This is a genomic window from Aerococcaceae bacterium DSM 111021 (assembly GCA_020112395.1).
Taxonomy (GTDB): Bacteria; Bacillota; Bacilli; order Lactobacillales; family Aerococcaceae; genus Ruoffia.
The window spans coordinates 80069-98042 of record JACCEK010000003.1; the positions used below are offsets into that span (position 1 = coordinate 80069).

Genomic DNA, 17974 nt, shown 5'->3' on the forward strand with positions numbered 1-17974 from the left:
AAGCATCGCTAGCCTACCATACCAGCATTCATATGCCGGCAATCATTTCAGATTAAACTAAAAACACCTCATTCTACCGAAAAAGTAGAATGAGGTGTTAATTTAATGAATATTATTCTGAGTCTTCCATCCCCATTTGTTGTTTAAGACGAGTTAACTCGTCCTCAACAGCAGCAGATGTATTTGAAGCGTATTTTTCTTCTAAAGCTTTAGCTTGGTCAATTGGTTCTGAGTTTAATTCTGACATAGCATTCGCTTCGTCTAACATACGGTTAGCTTTATCTTCCATACGTTCGAAGTTACCAATGGCACTTTCAGATTGAGTAACGCTACTTGTTGCATCATTAATTGTTTTCTGCGTTTTCGCCACTGACATTTTACCTTTGATCATTGAACGACGTTGTTTCAATGTATCGATATCTTTAGCTAATTTGTCGTGCATTTGACGCATTTTCACTGCATTTTCGTGAGCAGCCGCATAAGCTGTTGCGAATCCTGCGCCGACATTCTCAACTTCTTGCTTCTTAGATAAGAAGATACGTGCATCATCTTCATTACCAGCTTCTAAGGCTTTCTTAGCTAACTCTTCGTATTTTTTCACTTCAGCTTCGTTTTCATCGACTTTACGTTTGCTACGTGTTTCTTCAGCCATGACGCTTGCTGTACTTTCTTTAACTTCAGCTAAGTCTTCAAGCATATCACGTAAGTATTGATCGATCATTTTTTCTGGGTCTTCCATACGATCGATAATAGAGTTAATGTTAGCACTGATAATATCTGTAAAACGGTTTAAAATTGACATAGTTTATTCCTCCATAAATGTGTGTTTTATTCGTCACTGTATTTTTTCGCTAATTCATCTGCTTCTGATTGAGTTCCAAACGTATCGATTGGTTTATTCAACATATCTTCCGTTCGTTTTGCTTGGATAGCTTCTTGTTCTTTACGTTTTCGCCACCATAAGAAGAGGATTCCGACTAAGATAATCCCGCCGATGACTAAGAAGACTGGGATCCACGGTGATGTGGTCACTTCCATAATTCGGTCAGCTGCGTCACGGAATGACTTGCTAAAGAATTCAGACGTGTTCAGACTCATGTCGTAGTAGTAACGATCAATATAATCTAATAAGATATCTGCTGCTTCTCTGTCTATTACTTGATCTGCTTGAGTACCGGTAACATAGTAAGTCGTATAGTTACTAGGAGACCCTTCATAGAACATCAACAATAAGTGAGCTTCATCTGTAAATAATTCATCATATAGCTCGTTAGTATATTCTTCAACTTCGTTCATAGAAGCATTACTTGAACCATTAATCTCAGTTGTAATATAGACATGAGGCTGTACGCCTGTTTCATTATAGAAGTGACGTAACCCATCGACCATGACTGTTTGATTTTCTACCCAATTTGCATCATCTGTATAATAATCCGTCTCATTGACTGAACCTGCTGGAAGTGGCTCACGTTCAACGGTTGAGCGTGTGATGGATGACTCGGAGTTACCTGAATTACCAGAATTCCCGCCGCCTCCAAAAATCATTGGGAGTAAGAAAACGGCAATAAAACCAATCACAATGAATGTAATTAAAGTACTACCACAACCACCGCCGCCACCTCCAGAAGGACCGCCACCAAAGTTTCGTCTTCTGCGGTTAGAGCCCCAAGAGTTAAAGATTGGACCAGTTCGAATCACTGGGCGTGAATTATATGAACCACCCCAGCCACCGCCACCGCCCCAGGAGCTACCACCGCGACTACTGCCACCGAATGATCCACCGCCACGTCCACTTGAACTGCTGCGACCGCCACCGCCACGAGAGCCACCGAAGCCACCACTGCGACCTCCGCCGCCACCACCGCGGCCTCCACCTCTTGCCATAGACATCCCTCTCTTCTTTCGATTACTAACTTAGTTTCTTAATTTCAATATATCATAAAGCGTTACCATCAATCAATTTAGAAGCCTTCTAACAGTCGTTTTCACAATATTTGACCCAACTCGTAGTTAAATATAAAATGAATAAGTATAAATAAAGAAAACGAGGAGAATGACATTGAAATTAATCTCATGGAATATTGATTCGCTAAACGCTGCATTAACAAGTGACTCAGCTAGAGCGGAATTATCAAGAGCTGTATTAAATATTATTAAGGATGAAAATCCAGATGTAATTGCGATTCAAGAAACGAAATTATCAAGCAAAGGACCGACTAAGAAGCATTTAGAGATACTAGAAAAAGACGTATCAGATTATACAATTGTTTGGAATAGTTCAAAAGAGCCTGCACGTAAAAGTTATGCTGGAACGATGTTTTTATTTAAGAACCATCTAACACCTATTGTGACTTATCCAGAGATCGGTGCACCAAGTACAATGGATGCGGAAGGGCGTATTATTACACTTGAATTTGAAGAGTTTTTCATTACACAAGTTTACACGCCAAATGCGGGATCTGGTTTAGTACGTTTGGAAGAGCGTCAACAATGGGACATAAAGTATGCTGATTATTTAGCTAGTCTTGATGAGAAAAAACCAGTTATTGCAACGGGAGATTACAACGTGGCTCACAAAGAAATTGACTTGAAGAATCCAAAGAATAACAAACGTTCAGCTGGTTTTACAGATGAGGAGCGAGAAGGTTTCACGAATTTACTGAACCGTGGCTTCACAGATACATTTCGTTATATTCATGGAGATGTCGAAGGCGTTTATACTTGGTGGAACCAACGTGCCAAAACGAGTAAAATCAATAATTCTGGGTGGAGAATTGATTATTGGTTGGTAAGTGATCGCATTGCTGATAAAGTATCGAAGTCAGAAATGATTGATTCAGGTGTACGTCAAGATCACACTCCGACGTTGTTAGAGATTAATATATAAAAAGTTAATTTATATTAAAATTATTATTTTGACGTGGTAATGAAACTGTTCTTGAAAGAACAAATGAAAATACACCCCCAATTAATTTTTGGGAGTGTATTTTTTTTGCAATGAATTCTCGTTGATGCGGAAATCGTTTGTAATCTTATAAAGCACTCAAACCGCGTTTTAAATCATTGATTAAATCATCAACATTCTCAATACCAATCGATACACGAATTGTTTCTGGTTTCACGCCACCAGCTAATAATTCATCATCCGTTAACTGACTATGAGTCATTGAAGCAGGGTGTACAACGAGTGATTTCGCATCCCCGACATTGGCTAAAAGTGAGAATAGATCTAATTGTTCAATGAATTTGACTCCACCTTCATAACCACCTTTAACTCCAAACGTAAAGATAGATCCAGCGCCTTTAGGCAAGTACTTTTCTTTCAAGTTATAATAAGGACTACTTTCTAACCCAGCATAGTCCACCCATTCAACATTCTCGTGACTTTCTAAGAATTTCGCAATTTTCTCTGCATTCTCTACGTGACGTTCAACACGAACATGTAATGATTCCAACCCTTGAATAAGTAAGAATGCATTAAAAGGAGATATCGCTGCTCCAGTATCACGTAGTAAAGTTGCACGGATTTTTGTCGTATAAGCTCCTGGACCAAACGTTTCTGCAAAAGATATACCGTTATAAGTTGGATCAGGTTCTGTTAAGCCTGGGAACTTATCATTTTGAGCCCAATCAAACGTTCCACTTTCAACGATAACGCCTCCGATTGATGTCCCATGGCCACCAATAAATTTCGTTGCTGAGTGAACAACAATGTCAGCACCAAATTCAATCGGGCGTAATAAGTAGGGCGTTGCGAATGTATTATCAACAATTAAAGGAATCCCATTCTTATGTGCAATCTTCGCCAAAGCTTCAATATCTTCAATGTTCCCGGCGGGGTTACCAATACTTTCTACAAATACCGCTTTTGTATTATCTTGAATAGCTGCTTCAACATTTGATAAATCACTCGTATCTACAATCGAAACATCAATACCAAATTTTTTAAATGTATGTTCAAATAGATTATGCGTACCACCATACAAGCTTGCCGTTGCTACAATATGGTCGCCATGGGAAGCAAGCACTTGGATAGCGTAACTAATTGCAGCCATTCCTGAAGCAACGGCTAAGCCGGCTGTTCCGCCTTCAAGAGCGGCAACACGAGCTTCAAAAACACCTTGAGTTGGATTCCCGATACGTGTGTAGATATTACCACCTTCCGCTAATGCAAAGCGGTTGGCACCTTGCTCAACATCATCAAATACATAGGCAGTTGTTTGGTAGATTGGGACTGCACGCGAACCTGTCTCATCGACTGTATGGCCTGCGTGTACCGCGTTTGTTTCAAAACTATATTCTTGTGTCATAATATATCTCCTCCATAATTTTAAATATAAAAAAAGCTTCCATCCTTGCATTGTCTGCAAAGGATGGAAGCTTGTCGCTTATCCATGGTACCACCTTAATTCGCTACACTATCACTAATGTAACCTCACTGAGTACGTTCTATCGTTGAATTATACTCGCTCACTGTAACGGGTGAACCCGAATAACCCTTACGATTAACCGCTTGAGTTACTATTGCTCAAAGACCATTTTCATCTATTTCCCTTGACCTACTTTCACCACACATAGGCTCTCTATACAAGTTGTTTAAACTACTTATCTTATCAGTGCTTATTTATTCTAATTTATTTAACCATATGTTAATCTTAATCTCATTAAATGTCAAGGGAATAAATAGGTTGTCTTAATGAAATTTTCTGAGATAATAGGAAAGTAAAAATAAATGGGGAGAATGATTTAATGACAAATAGAACAAAGCTACGTTACTTTCTAGTAACGATGATCGTCTTATTGACAGTACCTATGCAGTCTATTGGGGCACTTGAAGTGATTGATACTCAACTAATTGAACCATTTAAATCGGATTTAACGGTGGAAGAATTAGTTGAAGCCTTACCAGAGGATGCATCAATCGATGAGCCTAATTTAATGTTAATTAATCGAGATAACCGTTTGGAAGCTGACTTAGAGATGGAATTTGCATGGACAGGTACTGGGAATTCATACAATGCAAATATTGTTGATCCGTTCAATTCTTTGATTACAGCTGCTGAAGAAGCAGGCTATTACTTTGAAACAGTATCTGCTTACCGAACAATGGCTTTTCAAGAAGCAAACTTTGCGGGTCGTTATAATATGTATCTGGCTGAAGGATACAGCGAAGCCGATGCCTTCTATATGACTGATATGTTTGTTGCTCCGGCAGACGCCACTGAACATTCAACTGGACTGGCCTTTGATTTGTTGGGAACAGATTGGCAAGAATATGGACGCGACTTACATCAAGCCTACGGACAATACGGTTCCGCTATATGGTTAGCAGAGAATGGCCATGAACATGGTTTTATCTTACGTTACTTAGAAGGAAAGACTCATATAACAGGTTATGAATATGAGCCTTGGCATATTCGATACGTTGGAAAAGATCATGCTACTTTTATGTTTGAACACGGTCTGACATTGGAAGAATATATAGCCTTAATTAATTTGAAAGAAACTACGACAGAATAAGGTTTGAGAGGTACTTCATTAAAAATGAAGTGCTTTTTTTGTGTTTTTAAAAAATAAATTAATGGAAATGACCTTAAATTACGTATATATATACAGGGTAAAATTACTCAAAAAAAAATTGGAGGCATTTAATTATGATTATGACAGAAAAAGGCAATTTATTACTTAACTTAGATAAGAAAAAAATCATGGATCCAGCGGACCTAGTATTTGTAGGCAATAGTAGTTTATATTTGTTAGCATTTGTCCACGAAGAGTTTGGGAATCCATTTCAATATGAGTTATTCCATTTATTAATGAATCAGTGGAAAGGCGATCGAATAACGTTGGTTCAAGATACTGAGGAAGCTAGGAGTTATCTGACACAAGACGAAAAATTTACATACCATAGAAATTATAAATACAAATTAAGACGTCGGATTATCAAAGAGGGTATGGTGACCAGAGTGACGATAGAACCTAAAGAAATGAAGCGTTGGGCAAGAAGATGGCAAGCTTTTATTAATCAATATGTCCTAGTTAATTATGACTCACATTTGTTTATAACGCTTGATAAAAGATTATATAAACAAACCCAGCAAATGACTCCATACTTTGTATTAGCAACAGCGGAGAACCGAAAAGAGTCTGGAGGGAGTTGGTCAACACATCGAATTGGAGTAGAACCAATCGGAACCGAAACATTTGATGCAGGTGATTACTTTGAGATGTTTCGATTAATTGGTAATCAGTCAGCTATAAAACTCAGTAAAGAAGACTCAGAAAGAAAATTAGGTCTTAGAGATTAGTAGGTGCTAATAACTCATGCTTTATTCAACAATATATGGTAAAATATTGTTACATAAATAAAGGAGGGGTTTCAGCATGGATAACTTACCTAACTGTCCACAATGTCAGTCTGAATATACTTATGAGGACGGCGCTGTATTTGTATGTCCCGAATGTGCACACGAATGGACTGCAAGTGAACAACAAGCAGCTGAAGAAAGTAACATGATTAAAGATGTTAATGGGAATGAGCTAGAGAATGGTGATACAGTTGTTGTTGCGAGAGATTTGAAAGTTAAAGGCTACAAACAAGCCATTAAACAAGGGACGAAAGTGAAAAACATTAGATTAATCCTTAATCCTGCCGATGGACACGATATTGATTGTAAGATTGACGGATTTGGAGCGATGAAACTAAAGTCAGAATTCGTTAAAAAAGCATAATATATATAAATACCTCACTTATAAAGTGGGGTATTTATTTAATCAAAAAGGGGAAATTAAGTTGTTGAAATGTTTTCTATTGTTACTATGCATATTCCTTCTTGTTGGTTGCAGTTCATCAGAAAATCCGATGCCTGATATTGAAGAAGAGAGTCAAAGTGAGTTAACAGTAAGCAAAGTAGAACAACCAACCACTCAAGGATTTTCACAAAATAATATGGCTGATGCTCAGATATTATTGAATATCCTAATGTTGTCTTAACAAATGGACAAGGAAATGTGGATGAGTTTCTAGCTACGATGAATTTGCGAATGAATGGAGCAAATATCAAGCATCGATTAGTTGATAGCAAGACAATACTCGTGAAGAATTGGTCTGTGATATGTCTCAAGTTCAATTATTATTCCCTCAAACTTCAATATACCTCACTGAAAGATTAAGAATGTGTTAGAATAATATAAAAACAGTGAGAATCATCAAGGAGGAATTGTGAATTGGAAAAAGTGAAATTGGTCATAGCGATGTTAATAGTGGGAACAATTGGGATTTTCGTTCATTATATTCCGCTGCCGTCAGCTGTTATTGCAATGTTTAGAGCAATCATTGGGACACTATTCTTATTAGGAGTTATCACTGTAAAGAAAAGTAAAATTAATTGGCCGGCAGTTCGCAAAAATGCAAAGTACTTAATTATTTCTGGAACGGCGATTGGCTTTAATTGGATTTTCTTGTTTGAAGCTTATCAATATACAAGTGTAGCGGTGGCAACTTTATGTTATTACATGGCACCAGCATTTGTTATATTACTCGCACCCCTTGTACTAAAGGAAAAGCTGACTGCATTTAATGTCATTTGTACGTTGGCGGCTTTGTTTGGAGCAGTGTTAATTTCGGGAGTATTTGGAGGAAGCCATGCAACTTTAGTTGGAGTTGGCTATGGACTCGCTGCAGCGATACTGTATGCATGGATTATGATTTTGAACAAGTTGACAAAAGGCTTATCTGGTTTAGAGCTTACTTTTTTCCAATTATTAGTATCAGCCTTTGTGATGATCCCGTATGTGCTGATTACTGAAGACTTAGGCGCAGTAAACTTTACACCATCGATTATTTTACTACTCCTTATTGTAGGAATTGTCCATACTGGCTGGGTTTATCAGTTATTCTTCTCAGCTTTGAATCAATTACCAGCTCAAACATCGTCATTACTAAGTTACGTCGACCCAGTCACAGCAATTATACTTTCAGCGTTACTTCTCCAACAACCCTTCGGGAGAATTCAAATCATCGGAACAATATTTATTTTAGGCTCAGCGATATTGAATGAAGTTTTTAGCTTTAAAAAGCAAGCATCATTAGTAGCAGAAACCGACACCATCATATAAAACATCTTTTAAAATTAAATATAAATGATAAAACGACACTAATAAAGACTATATTAGTGTTTTTTTGTGTTAGTCATATAAATAATAAAGATATAACTTGACTTAATTATTAGAGAAAGGTAAGATTAATGAAAATATAATAATACATGCAAGGAAAAAAGATAGTAATTGTTATGAAAGAGAATTTGCGGTAGCTGAAAAGCAAAGCATAACAACCTATTCTGACACATCCTTTGTTAGTGGTATATACCCGGTAGTTCCGTTATAGCTGGAGTTTATTTAAAACTCCCAGAGGCTACTTTTGTGAGATTGTAGCGAAGTGAAGGTGGAACCGCGTTTCGACGTCCTTTAATCCTAAGTGGATTAGAGGACGTCTTTTTTTATACTCACATTATTATGTATCAGAAAAATGAAAGTGAGGGTTTTGGATGGAAAACACACCAATACTGAAACAGATTAATTTAGCTAATCAATATTTGAATCTTATTTCTGACGCAGGGTATCAACTCATTGACTTAAATATGGTTGAACCTTTTCAAGTTGAAAGTAAAGATTATCATCCTGATAATATCGTTTTTGAACGGAATCAACAGTTGTTCTCGTTACGAAGTGACTGGACACGAAGTATTTTGAATTATAATAATGCCTTTCAAATATCTCAACAAAAATTTGGTTACTTTGGGCCTGTTATTCGACAATCTAAGACTTATTATCAAGCTGGCGTTGAGTTATTTCAACCTAGTATGACAGATATGGTGCAAAGTATAAATTTGCATTTAAGTTTTGTTGAAGCATTACTTGAAACACGATTCACTGTGATTGTTGTCAATCATGATCTCTTGCTTGATATGTATATTGAATTACATGAATTATCTGAAGAGGTGAGGGCCTTAGTCATCGATAAAAATTTGTCCACATTAAGAGAATTATTAGGCAACGAGCATCCATTTTATCAATTAATGATTCTACCCGTGAGTCAACAGTTTGATCATGTTGATAAGCAGTTTGGAACGAGCAAACCGATGCAAATGATTCATTCTCTAAAAGAAACACTGCGAACACCTGAGACGCGTTTTATATTAGATTTATCATTCAGATCACCTCAAACTTATTACAATGGCTTTTATTTCCAAGCCTTTTTGGGTGAAAACACCCCGGTTCTTTCAGGTGGGCAATATGCGGATGGCGCTTTTGGGATTGGAATCAACTTGTCGACGGGAGGCTTATTATGATCACGGTTGCACTATCTAAAGGACGTCTATTTAAAGATTTTATTGAATTTTTAGAAGCGAGCGATTTAACTCACTATGCGAAACCATTACAAGAAAATGGGCGCTATTTATTTAAAATCGTTGACGATGTGAAGTTTATTTTTGCTAAAGGGGCCGACGTTCCGACCTATGTTGAACAAGGTATAGCAGACTTAGGGATTGTGGGACAAGATATAATCACTGAAAATCAGTTTAATGTATTGAATGTATCCGGACTTCCATTTGGTAAGTGCCGTTTAGCGATTGCTGGGGCTCCGACGTTAAAGCAACATGAGATTAAGACTGTGGCGACAACATTTACAAATATTACGCGCCAATACTTTATTGAACAACGCCAAGATGTAGAATTAATCCATCTGCATGGATCGGTTGAGTTGGCTCCAATATTAGGCTTAGCCGATGCGATTGTAGATATTGTTCAAACAGGTACAACATTGAAAGTGAATAACCTTGTTGAACATAATACGATCATGTCGATACATGCCCGACTTATTGCGAATAAGCAGTCGTTCTATACTAAAGAAGATGTAATCTATCAATTTATTAAAGAGATTGGGGTGATATAGGTGAATGTTCAAGAATTTATTAAAACCTTTCAAAAAAATAAACAAGATACGAATGTAAATCAAATCGTGACGGTTCAAACGATTATTGATCAAGTGAAAAACCAAGGGGACGAAGCACTATATGGATTAACGAAGCGGTTCGATAAGGTAGATCTAGATACATTAAAAGTTTCACCTGAACAGATGAAAGCAAGTTGGGAATCGTTAGATAAAGAATTACAAGATGCGTTGATTATTGCTAAAGAGCGAATTGAAGCTTACGAGCGAAAGATAATGTATCAAGATCAAATAGGAGAAGAGTTAAGTTATGTCTATCGACCTTTAGAAGGCGTTGGGGTTTATGTACCTGGTGGGACAGCACTGTACCCGTCCAGTGTTTTAATGACAGTGTTACCAGCTGTTGTAGCCGGTGTAGAAATGATTGTAGTCACAACGCCAGTATATGAGCCAACTAATGTGACATTTGCAGCACTTTATTTATGTGGTGTAACTGACCATGTTTATACGGTAGGGGGAGCTCAAGCGATCGCTGCTTTAGCATATGGGACTGAAACGATTCCAAAGGTCGACAAAATTTGTGGACCCGGAAACATCTACGTGGCGACAGCAAAGCGATTAGTTTTTGGAGATGTCGGTATCGATAGTATTGCTGGACCAAGTGAAATCTTGTTGTATGTCGACGAAACAATACCGGTAGATGCGGTTGTTTACGATATTTTTGCCCAAGCAGAACATGATAGTAACGCGCGAACATTTCTATTATGTGAGTCACAAGTCTTAAGTGACCGAATTAAAACTCGAATGCAAGACTTAATAGACGAACAAGAGCGAAGCAACATTATTAAAGAATCAATCGCGACTAACCATTATTCAATTGTTGACCAAAAAGAACAGTTAATTGACGTTATCAATTATATTGGGGCAGAACATGTTTCAATTCAACATAGTGATCAAGATGCGATTGTTGAAGCGGTTAATTATGCGGGAGCTGTATTTAAAGGCTTCTATTCTATGGAAGCAATCGGCGACTACGTGGCTGGGCCATCACATGTTTTGCCAACCAATCAAAATGCGCGCTTCAGTCATGGATTGAATGTGAATGATTACCGTACGAGTCACGCCATTATTGCGATAAAAGAAGAAACCTTTAATGAGATAGCTCCAGCAGCCGAAAAAATGGCTCAAAGTGAAAATTTATATTGTCATAAGCGTTCTATATCGATAAGGAGGGATGTTTAATGTCTATTTTTATCAATCGAAATATAAGTCCAAAGCGACCTTTAAGTGATGAGCAATTAGTTGAAGTAGTCAAGCAAACGCCACTTCATCAATATCCGGATCAAGAATTAAACCGGTTCAAAGAATTGTATGCGAGTTATCATTCACTCAATACAGCTGAGCTTGAGTTGGCTAATGGTTCCGATGAATGGTTGCAAAAACTAATGATTCAGTTTGGTCAAGAAGGTGTGTTGACTGTGAGCCCTGATTTCTTTATGTATGAAGATTATGCTAGACAAATTAAACGACCATTTTGGCGAGTAGAGAGTGATGAGCAGTTTGAATTTGACTTAGACAATGTTCTAAGAGATATTCAAAAACGACGTCCATCTTTAATGATTATCTCAAACCCACAAAACCCAACTGGCATTCAATTTGGTGAAGAATTCTTGCAAGACATTGCCGATGCGATGGAAGCTATTGGAGGCTATTTCGTTATAGATGAAGCATATATTGAGTTTGGCGACGAGTATAAACGACCAGATAACAGCAACGTTATTATCGTCCGGACTTTGAGTAAGATTTATGGATTGGCGGGTTTAAGAATTGGGGTAGCCATTGCGAAAGGGAAGACCTTTGAAACATTAGTTGAAATTAATCACCCGTATCCCATTAACAATCTAGCCTTGAATATTGCTAATGAATTATTCTCAAATGTTGAGCAATTAGATGAATGGGTGGCTTATCAAAAAGAGTGCCAACAAGCATTAATCGCAAGCTTTGAGACAGTAAGTGATGTGATGACGGTCAAGCCAACTAAAGCCAATTTTGTCTTAACTTATGGTGACAAGGCAAAGGACTTGAGTGAATTCTTAAGTGAAGCCGGATTTATAGCAAGAACGTATGATGCACCCAACTTAAAAGACGTTGTCCGCTATTCGATATTAGAATTGGGCCACTACGAGAAGTTCAATCAGTTATTAAAGACTTGGAGGAAGCAAATTGATTAAAAAAGAACGAAATACATTAGAAACTCAAATCAAATTGGAACTCGCTCAATCTCTTTCTGAAGGGGAAGAGGATAAAGGGATTCAAACAGGCGTAGGATTCTTAGACCATATGTTAACACTTTTTAAGTTTCACTCAAAGTTGCATATAAGTGTAGAAGCTAATGGAGATACAGAAGTAGACGATCACCATACGGTTGAGGATATCGGGATTTTATTAGGTGAAGCCATTCGAGATTATTACCAAGCATTAGAGAGTTACCAACGTTATGGGTCATTTTACTTGCCAATGGATGAATCCTTAGCTCGTGTTGTTTTAGATTTATCAGGTCGTCCGCATCTTAACTTTAATGCTGCACTATCAAAAGAAAAAGTGGGTACATTTGATACAGAGTTAGTTGAGGAATTCTTTAATGGGGTTGCGATGAACGCACGCATGACTTTACACATTGATTTATTGAAAGGCGGCAACACACACCACGAGATTGAAGCTATATTTAAAGGTTTTGGCCGAGCTTTAAAAATAGCACTTGAGAAAACCAATACCGGTGTACCTTCATCTAAAGGACTTATAGCATAAAGGAGAAATAAGAATGAAAATTATTCCTGCAATTGATTTAATTGATGGGCAAAGTGTACGACTGACTCAAGGAGATTACAGCGAGAAGATGATTATGCCAAAAACACCTCAAGAAGCGGTTGAATACTATAGTCAATTTCCTCAAGTTGAAAGAATTCATGTTGTTGATTTAATCGGAGCAGCAGAGCAAAAAGCGGTTGAAACATCGATGATAGGAGAGTTAAAGAAGTTAACAGATTTACCATTAGAACTTGGCGGTGGTTTACGCTCACTAAAAGTAATCCAAGATTATGATGAATTAGGCATTGATTACTTTATTCTAGGATCAAGGGCAATTATGGATGTGCCTTGGCTGAAGAAAATTGTCGCTCACTATCCTGGACGTATTTTTGTTGGGATTGATGCACGCGAGGAAGACATCTATGTTAATGGATGGAAAGAGAAAAGCGGGCGTCAAATTGTGGAATATGTTGAAGCCATTGAAGATTTGGACATTGCTGGAATTATCTATACAGATATCAATCGTGACGGAATGGAGCAAGGTCCAAACGTTGAACGAACTGCGAAGCTCAACCAATCGACACGCCATCTTGTTGTAGCAAGTGGTGGTGTAAGGGGACAAGTAGATTTGTCAGAGTTGGAAGAAGCCGGAGTAACTGAAGCGATCGTCGGAAAAGCGGCGCAGAATGATGATTTCTGGAAAGGACTCAACTAATATGAAAAAAATAATACCATGTTTAGATACTCGCAATGGACGATTAGTAAAAGGCGTTAACTTTGAGAATGTAAAAGAATTGGGTGACCCTATAGAATTCGCCCAAAAATACGACCAACAAGGAGCAGATGAACTCGTTGTGTTAGATATAACGAAAACAACCGACGGACATCAACTCCGAACGCAAATGATTCAAGATATAGTCAGTAATATTTCCATTCCTTTAACAGTTGGCGGGGGTATTGCTAGCTTAGAAGATATTAAAGACGCTATTCAAGCGGGTGCCAGCGCAGTAGGAATAAATTCCGCGGCGGTTAGGAACCCAGAGTTAATTAATGAAGCATCAAAAGAATTTGGTTTTGAAAGTATCGTTATAGCGGTTGATGTGGCTTACGTTAATGACAAAGAAGACTACTTTGTCTATACGCAAGCAGGCCAAAAGCAAGAACCTATCCGTGCATTCGAGTGGTTAGAAGAGTGCCAACAACGGGGGGCAGGTCGATTGTTAATTACAAGTATTGACCATGATGGTGTCAAAGGCGGGTTCGATATACCATTTCTTAAACGAGCCGCCCAACTCGTTGATATACCTATTATAGCAAGTGGGGGAGCAGGTAGTAGTCAGCATTTTATTGAATTATTTAACGAAACGAATGTTGAATCGGGCTTAGCTGCTTCGATATTCCATCAAAATGAAGTGGGTATCAAAGAATTAAAACAAGCCATTCAAACAGAAGGGATTGAGATTCAAATTGACTGAAATCAATTTCAATAAAGGGGACGGTTTAGTTCCAGCGATATTGCAACATTACCGAACAGGGCAAGTATTAATGCTTGGCTATATGAATCAAGAAGCCTATGACCAGACTCGAGAAGATGGCGTTGCTTGGTTCTATTCCCGTTCAAAAGCACGCCTTTGGAAAAAAGGAGAATCGAGTGGTAACGTACAAAAAGTTATAGATATAGTACTAGATTGTGACCAAGATACGGTTTTACTTCAAGTGGATCCAGTAGGGCCAACGTGTCATACTGGCCAGACAAGTTGCTTTGGGGAAGAGAATTTTACCCTTGCGACTTTGGAAGAAACTATCTCAGACAAGATTGCAAACCCTCAAGAAGGCTCATATACTAAATATTTGATGGATGAAGGACAAGATAAAATCCTCAAAAAATGCGGAGAAGAGATGACTGAAGTGCTGATTGCGTCAAAAAATAATGACAAAGAAGAGTTAATTAATGAATCGAGTGATTTATTTTATCATTTAATCGTGCTACTCCAAAAAAAAGGTGTCAGTTTAGCAGATGTAGAGGCTCAATTAAAGGAGCGTCACGGAGTTAAACAAACATACTCAGTGCGAGATGAAATTGATGAATGGTAGAGGAGGAAGTGACGTGTACTTTTACGATCAGCATTGCCATACACACTTATCTTTCGATAGTGAAGAGCAACCAGAAAACTATATCGCCCTAGGTCAGAACGTTTTAACACTGACTGAACATCTGGATTTGGAAAACCCTGTGAATAATGGGCGAGATGATATACCGAATTTTGACCAAATGGTTGCTTGGCAAAAGAATATGAAGGAAGACGATGTTCGTTTGTTACTCGGTGTAGAAGTTGGTTATGTGCCTGGACAAAAAGAGCGGCTCAACGAAATTTTAACAAGGTATGATTTTGATATTAAACTATTAAGTTGCCACCAAAATCGTGTATATGATTACATGGATACTGAGTCAACGAATCCAAAGGTCGAAGCAGGTTTGGTTATGATGGACAACTATGTTGATCAATTACTGGAAGCTGTCACAGAATTTACAGATGTTCAAATTATGACTCACTTTGATTATGGCTTTAGAGTTCATGATGTAAGTCTAGACACAATCAAGAAGAAGTATACAGAGAAGTTTGTTGCGATTTTTGAACAATTGGTTAAACATGATATTGCATTCGAGTTGAATAGTAAAAGTATTGTAAAATACGACAAAATTGAACTCTACAAATGGGCCATACCACTTTACCAATCTGTAGGAGGAAAGTTATTTACACTCGGATCAGATGCACACAATGCAAGTGAATATATGCTTGGATTTGATGAGCTGCGAGCACTATTGAAACGGTATAACGTTCATGAAGTTGCGTTATTTGAAAAAAACAAAATGAACTTGGTTGAGTTAGATGAGTTACAATTTATAAATGCTAAATAAAACAGATGCTTCCTTAGATTTTAAGTAAGGAAGCATCTGTTTTTGTGTTTGAATTTTGAATGTGAGTGAGAATTCGCTTTGCGGGTTGTCGTGGGAATCACGATAACCCGCAAATCGGTTACCGGGTCGTCGTAAAATTGACGATAACCCGCAAATCGGTTAGCGGATCGTCGTGGGAATCACGACAACCCGTAAGCAAACTTTATTCAATCCCAACCAACACATTTTCAAAAATCTTCAAAGCTTCATTAATCTCAGCTTCAGATACATTTAGTGGTGGTAAGAAGCGTACAACATTGCCTTTTGCGCTAATCAGGAGTAGTTGTTGCTGGTAACACTCCGTAATAATCTCGTCGACTGCGTGTTTGAATTGGACGCCAATTAGCAAGCCTTTACCTTTGATATCTATAATCGAATGATGCTTATCTTTAATTTTTCCAAGGCCTTCAACCAATTGAGTGTGGCGTAAATTAACATTATCAAGAAGTTTTTCTTCATGAATGGTATCTAAGACAACGTTAGCACAAGCAGTAGCAAGGGGATTACCACCAAAAGTTGTCCCGTGATCGCCAGGCTGAAAATGATTAGCAATTGAGTCTTTAGCAAGTAAAGCACCTATCGGGAACCCGCCCCCCAATCCTTTAGCTAAGGTAACAATGTCTGGTTTCAATGCGAATTGTTCAAATGCGAACATCGAACCTGTACGCCCAATCCCAGTTTGAACTTCATCAATAATGACTAGAATATCTTCGTTTTGTTGCAAAGTATTTATCGTTTCAACAAAGGCTTCTGAGATTGTGTTGACTCCACCTTCACCTTGAATCACTTCTATAATAATCGCACAAGTTTGTTGTGTAACAGCTTTCGTTAACTCCTCACTATCATTGAATGTTACGTATTTAAAGCCAACTAAATTTGGTGCGAAATCTTGATGCATAGAGTCTTGTCCTGTAGCAGATAAAGTTGCGATCGTTCGACCGTGGAAAGATTGCTTGAGACTAATAATTGTAGTCGCATCATCACCTTTTGTCTCTCGTCCCCATTTTCGGGCTAACTTAATGGCTCCTTCATTCGCCTCTGCACCAGAATTAGCAAAAAATACTTTGCCTAAACCGGATAAGGAAGTTAACTTTTCAGCCGCTTCGATGGAAGGGGTGTTCCAAAATAAATTCGACGTATGTATCAGTTCATGACCTTGATCTGTAATTGCTTGGTTCAACTTTTCATTGGCATGGCCTAATGAATTGACCGCAATACCAGAGATAAAGTCCAGATAGGTCTTGCCATCTATATCCGTAAGATACGTTCCTTTACCCGAAACCATTACTTTATCAGAACGATTATATGTATTCATTAAGACGTTCTGTCCACGATTGGACCATGTATTTGTTTGGTTCATTTTACTCCTCCTCTTTATTATCATGAGATAACATCGTACCGATACCCATATCAAAAAATAACTCTAAAAGTAGCGAATGGTTCATTCTTCCATCGATGATATGAGCTTTGTTGACACCATTGTTAACCGCTTCTATACAGCAATTAATTTTGGGTATCATGCCTTCTGTAATAGTACCATCTTCGACCAATGACTGTGCTTCTAGAACAGTCAGCTTAGATATCAAGGAATCAGGATCTAAGCTATTTGTTAATAAACCTGGTGTATTGGTTAAGAAGATTAACTTGCTTGCCTTTAAAGCGGTCGCAACCGCACTAGCTACTTGGTCTGCATTAATATTGTAACTATGACCATCTGGTCCTATTCCAACAGAAGAGATGATTGGGACATAGTCTGCATCGATTAAATGATTTAACAAGGTGACATTCACTGATTCGACATCACCAACGTAACCTAAATCAATTGGGGAGGCTAGGTTATCTTGGAAAACTTCTTTTTTTGTTACTTTTAGTAAATGGTCATCGAGTCCAGATAAGCCTATGGCATTCCCACCCATATGATTGTAAGTTCTGACAATATCATTGTTGACAGAGCCAGATAAAACCATTTCAGCGACATCCATCGCTTCTTGACTCGTTGAACGAAGCCCGTCAACAAAATGACTTTCAATCGATAACTTATCTAACATCGTCGAGATAAATGGGCCACCTCCGTGAACAACAATAGGAATCATACCCACGGATTTCATCATGAGAATATCTTGCATAACGGAGAATTTCAATTCCTCATTAATCATCGCATTGCCTCCGTATTTGATGACAATAATGTGCTTTCTAAACCGATTGACATAGGGAAGAGCTTCTACTAGAACGTCAATTTTATCTGTGTAATTCAT

The 17974-nt window shown here is 38.0% G+C and carries 20 protein-coding genes and 1 other annotated feature; of the genes, 15 read left to right on the forward strand and 5 right to left on the reverse strand.

The genetic code is table 11. The features are described from left to right. Positions 1 to 112: 112 nt before the first annotated feature. Both HYQ40_10075 and HYQ40_10080 read right to left on the reverse strand, forming a co-directional pair. Complete coding sequence (locus HYQ40_10075) at positions 113 to 802, reverse strand: PspA/IM30 family protein (GenBank protein ID MBZ6528110.1); 690 nt, start codon at positions 800 to 802, stop codon at positions 113 to 115. A gap of 26 nt (positions 803 to 828) precedes the next feature. After that, on the reverse strand, positions 829 to 1590 hold the full coding sequence (locus HYQ40_10080) for a hypothetical protein (protein MBZ6528111.1): 762 nt from the start codon (positions 1588 to 1590) through the stop codon (positions 829 to 831). A gap of 463 nt (positions 1591 to 2053) precedes the next feature. Here HYQ40_10080 and xth point away from each other — a divergent pair, with 463 nt between their 5' ends. Continuing rightward, positions 2054 to 2887 (forward strand): exodeoxyribonuclease III, encoded by an 834-nt coding sequence (gene xth / locus HYQ40_10085; GenBank protein ID MBZ6528112.1) that lies wholly within the window; start codon positions 2054 to 2056, stop codon positions 2885 to 2887. A 145-nt stretch (positions 2888 to 3032) separates the two neighbouring features. Here the strand turns inward: xth and HYQ40_10090 are convergent, their stop codons facing one another. Further along, the gene (locus HYQ40_10090) at positions 3033 to 4310 is read right to left on the reverse strand and encodes an O-acetylhomoserine aminocarboxypropyltransferase/cysteine synthase (GenBank protein ID MBZ6528113.1); all 1278 of its coding nucleotides are present in this window, start codon (positions 4308 to 4310) and stop codon (positions 3033 to 3035) included. Between the two features lie 56 nt (positions 4311 to 4366). Further along, positions 4367 to 4626: a binding site (T-box leader), on the reverse strand. Positions 4627 to 4749: 123 nt separating this feature from the next. Between HYQ40_10090 and HYQ40_10095 the strand changes: the two genes are divergently transcribed. The 14 genes from HYQ40_10095 (at position 4750) to HYQ40_10160 (ending at position 15680) form a co-directional block, all read left to right on the forward strand. Then, entirely contained in the window at positions 4750 to 5520 is a 771-nt protein-coding gene (locus tag HYQ40_10095; protein ID MBZ6528114.1) for a M15 family metallopeptidase, read from the forward strand. 134 nt (positions 5521 to 5654) lie between these two features. Next, positions 5655 to 6308, forward strand: coding sequence for a hypothetical protein (locus HYQ40_10100; GenBank protein ID MBZ6528115.1), 654 nt, complete (start codon positions 5655 to 5657; stop codon positions 6306 to 6308). Between the two features lie 76 nt (positions 6309 to 6384). Next, on the forward strand, positions 6385 to 6732 hold the full coding sequence (locus tag HYQ40_10105) for an alkylphosphonate utilization protein (protein MBZ6528116.1): 348 nt from the start codon (positions 6385 to 6387) through the stop codon (positions 6730 to 6732). Between the two features lie 61 nt (positions 6733 to 6793). After that, the gene (locus tag HYQ40_10110; protein ID MBZ6528117.1) at positions 6794 to 6994 is read left to right on the forward strand and encodes a hypothetical protein; all 201 of its coding nucleotides are present in this window, start codon (positions 6794 to 6796) and stop codon (positions 6992 to 6994) included. A 260-nt stretch (positions 6995 to 7254) separates the two neighbouring features. Continuing rightward, positions 7255 to 8118, forward strand: a complete 864-nt coding sequence (locus tag HYQ40_10115; protein MBZ6528118.1) for an EamA family transporter — start codon at positions 7255 to 7257, stop codon at positions 8116 to 8118. A 428-nt stretch (positions 8119 to 8546) separates the two neighbouring features. Continuing rightward, on the forward strand, positions 8547 to 9350 hold the full coding sequence (locus HYQ40_10120) for an ATP phosphoribosyltransferase regulatory subunit (protein MBZ6528119.1): 804 nt from the start codon (positions 8547 to 8549) through the stop codon (positions 9348 to 9350). Then, on the forward strand, positions 9347 to 9955 hold the full coding sequence (locus HYQ40_10125) for an ATP phosphoribosyltransferase (protein ID MBZ6528120.1): 609 nt from the start codon (positions 9347 to 9349) through the stop codon (positions 9953 to 9955). The genes HYQ40_10120 and HYQ40_10125 overlap by 4 nt, the downstream gene beginning before the upstream one ends. Beyond that, positions 9956 to 11194, forward strand: coding sequence for a histidinol dehydrogenase (gene hisD, locus HYQ40_10130; GenBank protein ID MBZ6528121.1), 1239 nt, complete (start codon positions 9956 to 9958; stop codon positions 11192 to 11194). Further along, the gene (locus HYQ40_10135) at positions 11194 to 12183 is read left to right on the forward strand and encodes a histidinol-phosphate aminotransferase family protein (GenBank protein MBZ6528122.1); all 990 of its coding nucleotides are present in this window, start codon (positions 11194 to 11196) and stop codon (positions 12181 to 12183) included. Before hisD ends, HYQ40_10135 begins: the two co-directional genes overlap by 1 nt. Continuing rightward, entirely contained in the window at positions 12176 to 12760 is a 585-nt protein-coding gene (gene hisB, locus HYQ40_10140) for an imidazoleglycerol-phosphate dehydratase HisB (protein ID MBZ6528123.1), read from the forward strand. The genes HYQ40_10135 and hisB overlap by 8 nt, the downstream gene beginning before the upstream one ends. Before the next feature lie 13 nt (positions 12761 to 12773). Next, positions 12774 to 13475 carry a 1-(5-phosphoribosyl)-5-((5-phosphoribosylamino)methylideneamino)imidazole-4-carboxamide isomerase gene (locus tag HYQ40_10145; protein ID MBZ6528124.1) on the forward strand — a complete coding sequence of 234 codons (702 nt, stop codon included), beginning with the start codon at positions 12774 to 12776 and terminating at the stop codon, positions 13473 to 13475. Position 13476: 1 nt separating this feature from the next. Then, the gene (gene hisF / locus HYQ40_10150; protein MBZ6528125.1) at positions 13477 to 14235 is read left to right on the forward strand and encodes an imidazole glycerol phosphate synthase subunit HisF; all 759 of its coding nucleotides are present in this window, start codon (positions 13477 to 13479) and stop codon (positions 14233 to 14235) included. Continuing rightward, positions 14228 to 14854 carry a bifunctional phosphoribosyl-AMP cyclohydrolase/phosphoribosyl-ATP diphosphatase HisIE gene (locus HYQ40_10155; protein ID MBZ6528126.1) on the forward strand — a complete coding sequence of 209 codons (627 nt, stop codon included), beginning with the start codon at positions 14228 to 14230 and terminating at the stop codon, positions 14852 to 14854. The genes hisF and HYQ40_10155 overlap by 8 nt, the downstream gene beginning before the upstream one ends. Before the next feature lie 13 nt (positions 14855 to 14867). After that, positions 14868 to 15680 carry a histidinol phosphate phosphatase gene (locus tag HYQ40_10160; protein ID MBZ6528127.1) on the forward strand — a complete coding sequence of 271 codons (813 nt, stop codon included), beginning with the start codon at positions 14868 to 14870 and terminating at the stop codon, positions 15678 to 15680. Positions 15681 to 15882: 202 nt separating this feature from the next. Here the strand turns inward: HYQ40_10160 and HYQ40_10165 are convergent, their stop codons facing one another. Both HYQ40_10165 and argB read right to left on the reverse strand, forming a co-directional pair. Then, positions 15883 to 17079, reverse strand: a complete 1197-nt coding sequence (locus HYQ40_10165) for an aspartate aminotransferase family protein (protein ID MBZ6528128.1) — start codon at positions 17077 to 17079, stop codon at positions 15883 to 15885. A gap of 1 nt (position 17080) precedes the next feature. After that, the gene (argB, locus tag HYQ40_10170) at positions 17081 to 17974 is read right to left on the reverse strand and encodes an acetylglutamate kinase (protein ID MBZ6528129.1); all 894 of its coding nucleotides are present in this window, start codon (positions 17972 to 17974) and stop codon (positions 17081 to 17083) included.